Here is a 3,662-nt window from a genome sequence, read left to right as displayed (position 1 = left end):
TTGGCCATTTTCGACTCCCAAAAGGAATTTCACAGGTTGCGCCGCGCGCAAACAAGACACTGACTTTTTACTGCTGGTGCCCATGGGCAGGATCGAACTGCCGACCTCTCCCTTACCAAGGGAGTGCTCTACCACTGAGCCACATGGGCGCTACGCTTCAACTTAGCGGTCTGGAGCGGGTGAAGGGAATCGAACCCTCGTCGTAAGCTTGGAAGGCTTCTGCTCTACCATTGAGCTACACCCGCACGGGCCACTAACGATTCCTTACCGCTCACTGCGCTGATATCTTGGTGGAGGAGGTTGGATTCGAACCAACGTAGGCGTAAGCCAACAGATTTACAGTCTGCCCCCTTTAGCCACTCGGGCACCCCTCCGTAGAGAACTGACGATTATGGGGGTGCATCGCACTCCTGTCAAGCACATCCGGAAGATTATTTTCACTTTCTTCCCGACTTCTGCTTCCCGCCGACCCCGCTCTCGCCCGGCTAAGGCAAGCGCGAGATGTTGCCGATCGGCGCCACATCTTCGTCAGACTCCGCCCTCAACGCCGATCTGCATCAGCGCTGAAAACGAAAGACCGCCATCATACGGCCTCTTTCACACAATGCCAAGCGGATAGACACAAAATTTCGGCAAATTTCGTGCCGGGCGGGTTCGGCGAGCTCGGATGTCGATGGTTCGCGGGAGGCTCGGTGGCGTTTCCGGCGGGAAATAGAGGTTTTAGCGAGCGGCGAGGGCAGCGCCTTCTTGGTTCCCGGTGCCCCGTGCTGACGCGGCTTCCGCCCACCTCTCCCAGCTCCACCACCGAATTCGCTCAGCTGCGTTCGACGACTTCACCGGAGGGCACGATACCGTCTCGAGTCACCCTCCAGCCGGCGGTACAAGTCTCCCTGCGTCCGCGTTTTCTGTAATGGCAATCCTCGTGGTTGCAACGGCACATGCCGCGGCGCCGGAAGAGCCTATAGCGCCTGCCGGGTCCCCGCTGGTGACGGTCCGACAGCCAGGCCCTGCTTACGGCCCCACCGCGCAGCGCCAAGGGCATACTCGACGCCGGGCAAGTATCAATGGTGAAGCAGACGCCTGATGTGGGATGCCCGGGTTTGGCGCACGTCGGCTTGCGCAGCACGACCGATGAATCGAGATGCCGTGGCCCGACCACGTCCCGCAGGATGAATCCGGCGATTCTCTACGCATGCGCTATAGCCGACGACGCGCGCCAGGTCCAGGCATCCCTACGACCCTGCTGCTGCCGCGTCGAATGCTGCTGCTTGGCACCGACGCATCTCGTCGTGCAACCGGCTCACGTCAGTACGTGGTCGCTCATCGCAGCAGATCTTCGGCGTACACGCGATATCGCGACCGCTTTTATGCGCCGTCTCGTCCAACTGAACGCGATTCTCCGTGTCGGATTCTACGTAACCCTTGCCACACCTCACGCTCCCCAAGACGATGGAGAGCCGCGCCGATTTTGGATCTCGCCAGACCCGCAACATGCCGCAGTGCGGCCAGCCTGTTGGTCGAGTCGCTTCTTGCCGCGGCTCAAGCGCGTGCGGCACTCCTCGATGGGGCTCTTTCGACGAGATATGACCCGTTAGATCCAATGGCGCTTAATGGCAATGTCGCGGCTCTGCTGGCGTTCAGTCGCGCGGATTCATGCGACAAGGGGAGCCGGTGCGGTGACTTCCTGTCCGCTCTTGCCAACAACACGTGGAAGGCGGATCGAATGCAAGACGCATCCCGCTGCCACACGAGATATGGAAATTTTGGCAGAAGATGCACCTCATAAGCCGACGATCATCACCGGTTGACTGACTATCAGATGGTGAGGGCTAGGCATGGCTGATCGCGGTCGACGTCGAGCAAGGCCGGAGGGAGGATAGCCGTGGGCGGTTGCCAACGCGGGTTCCCGTTGCGGCTCTGATGGCCACCAGCGAACCAGAGGCGGGCTTCAGCAACACCAATTGCTGGCGACAGACACCCGATAGGCGAGGTTCATTTTGACCTGCTCCCCGCGTTTAGTACGGTGACGGTGTAGAGTCCGTTCCAGAGAGGAACGGCAATGAAAAAGCGATTCACCGAAGAACAGATCATCGGCATCTTGAAGGAAGCCGAGGCTGGCTTGAAGCCGGCGGAGCTGTGCCGCAAGTACGGCATCTCGGAAGCGACCTACTACAACTGGAAAGCGAAGTTCGGCGGGATGACGGTCTCCGAAGCGCAGCGCCTGAAGGAACTGGAGCAGGAGAACAACAAGCTCAAGCGCCTGTTGGCCGAATCAATGCTCGACAACGCCGCGCTGAAGGACCTGCTGGCTCGAAAGTAGCAAGCCCGCAGGCCAAGCGCGAAGCGGTCCGGATATTGATGACCGAACGTGCCATGGGTGTTACCCGAGCCTGCGGGCTGGTAGGGATTTCGCGCTCGCTGTTCCACTACGAATCACGCCGCCGAGTTGACGACGAAGCGCTGACTGGCCGGATGATGGCCATCGCCGCGCAGAAGCGCCGATACGGCTATCGCCGGATTCACGTGCTGTTGCAGCGGGATGGCTGCTTCGCCAACCACAAGCGCATCTAGCGCCTGTACAGCAAGGCGGGGCTGAGCGTGCGCAAGCGGCGACGCAAGCGTATTGCGGCTGTCGAGCGCACGCCGCTGCCGTTGCCAACAGGCCCGAATCAGAGCTGGTCGATGGACTTCGTTTCTGACGGGTTGGCCTATGGTCGGCGGTTTCGATGCCTGAACGTGGTCGACGACTACACGCGCGAGTGCTTGGCCATCGAGGTCGATACTTCGCTGCCGGGCCTACGAGTGCAGCAAGTGCTCGAGCGGCTCAAGGAGATGCGAGGCTTACCCGCATCCATCACGGTCGACAACGGGCCGGAATTCGCTGGTAAGGTGCTGGATGCATGGGCCTACGAAGCCGGCGTCACGCTGTCGTTCATTCGGCCTGGCAAGCCGGTGGAGAATGCCTATATCGAGAGCTTCAACGGGCGGTTCCGCGACGAATGCCTGAACGAGCACTGGTTCGTCTCGATGCGCCACGCCAAGCGGCTGATTGAGGAATGGCGTATCGAGTACAACACCGAGCGGCCTCATAGTTCGCTCGGCTATCTGACGCCTGCGCAGTTCGCCCGGGCGCACGACGCGAAGCAGCAGTTTTTAACCTCGGACTCTAACTGCAGTTCGGACTAAAACCGGGGGCAGGTCATCCGGACGACACAGTTGCGGAGAAGAAATTGCATCTTGATTGAAGATACGATCAATAAGCAATTGAATCGCCGGAGATAGAAGCGATTGAGGGAATGGGATGCTGTGATTGATGGCGTGGGTGAGGTGCTAATGCAGTAGCCTTGGTAAGGCTTCACCCCGCCATGCACATTTCCGCCGCGCCAATGCAAAAACCCCCGCCTGTTCGGGCGGGGGTTTCTGGCTTAGGGAGCCTGACGATTACCTACTTTCACACGGGAATCCGCACTATCATCGGCGTAGAGTCGTTTCACGGTCCTGTTCGGGATGGGAAGGGGTGGGACCGACTCGCTATGGTCATCAGGCAAAGAGCGTTGTTGTGCTGGCTTCGCAGCACAACCAATCTTGGAAGAAGCAGTAATTTTAGGTTGTGTGTATCACACACGAGAATCCAACCGTCCGACGCGCTCTGCAGCGCGAAA

At 59.6% G+C, this 3,662-nt stretch carries 3 tRNA genes, 1 rRNA gene and 1 pseudogene; 1 reads left to right on the top strand and 4 read right to left on the bottom strand.

What is annotated here, in order from left to right:
• Nucleotides 1–74: 74 nt before the first annotated feature.
• The 3 genes from JMF86_RS01300 to JMF86_RS01290 all read right to left on the bottom strand — a co-directional run bounded on the left by JMF86_RS01300 (nucleotide 75) and on the right by JMF86_RS01290 (nucleotide 374).
• Nucleotides 75–149: transfer RNA gene (locus JMF86_RS01300), tRNA-Thr, on the bottom strand.
• A gap of 22 nt (nucleotides 150–171) precedes the next feature.
• A tRNA-Gly gene (locus JMF86_RS01295) sits at nucleotides 172–245 on the bottom strand.
• Nucleotides 246–288: 43 nt separating this feature from the next.
• Nucleotides 289–374 (bottom strand) — tRNA-Tyr (locus JMF86_RS01290).
• Between the two features lie 1,685 nt (nucleotides 375–2,059).
• Between JMF86_RS01290 and JMF86_RS34940 the strand changes: the two are divergent.
• Nucleotides 2,060–3,186, top strand: a pseudogene (locus JMF86_RS34940) (IS3 family transposase).
• 246 nt (nucleotides 3,187–3,432) lie between these two features.
• On the opposite strand, the gene rrf reads toward JMF86_RS34940, so the two are convergent.
• Nucleotides 3,433–3,545, bottom strand: a 5S ribosomal RNA gene (gene rrf / locus JMF86_RS01270).
• Nucleotides 3,546–3,662 lie beyond the last annotated feature (117 nt).

The sequence above is a fragment of the Burkholderia sp. E168m15 genome, assembly GCF_016586105.1.
GTDB lineage: Bacteria > Pseudomonadota > Gammaproteobacteria > Burkholderiales > Burkholderiaceae > Burkholderia > Burkholderia orbicola.
Note: the sequence above shows the minus strand (reverse complement) of the source record. Positions and strands in the feature narration are given on the sequence as shown.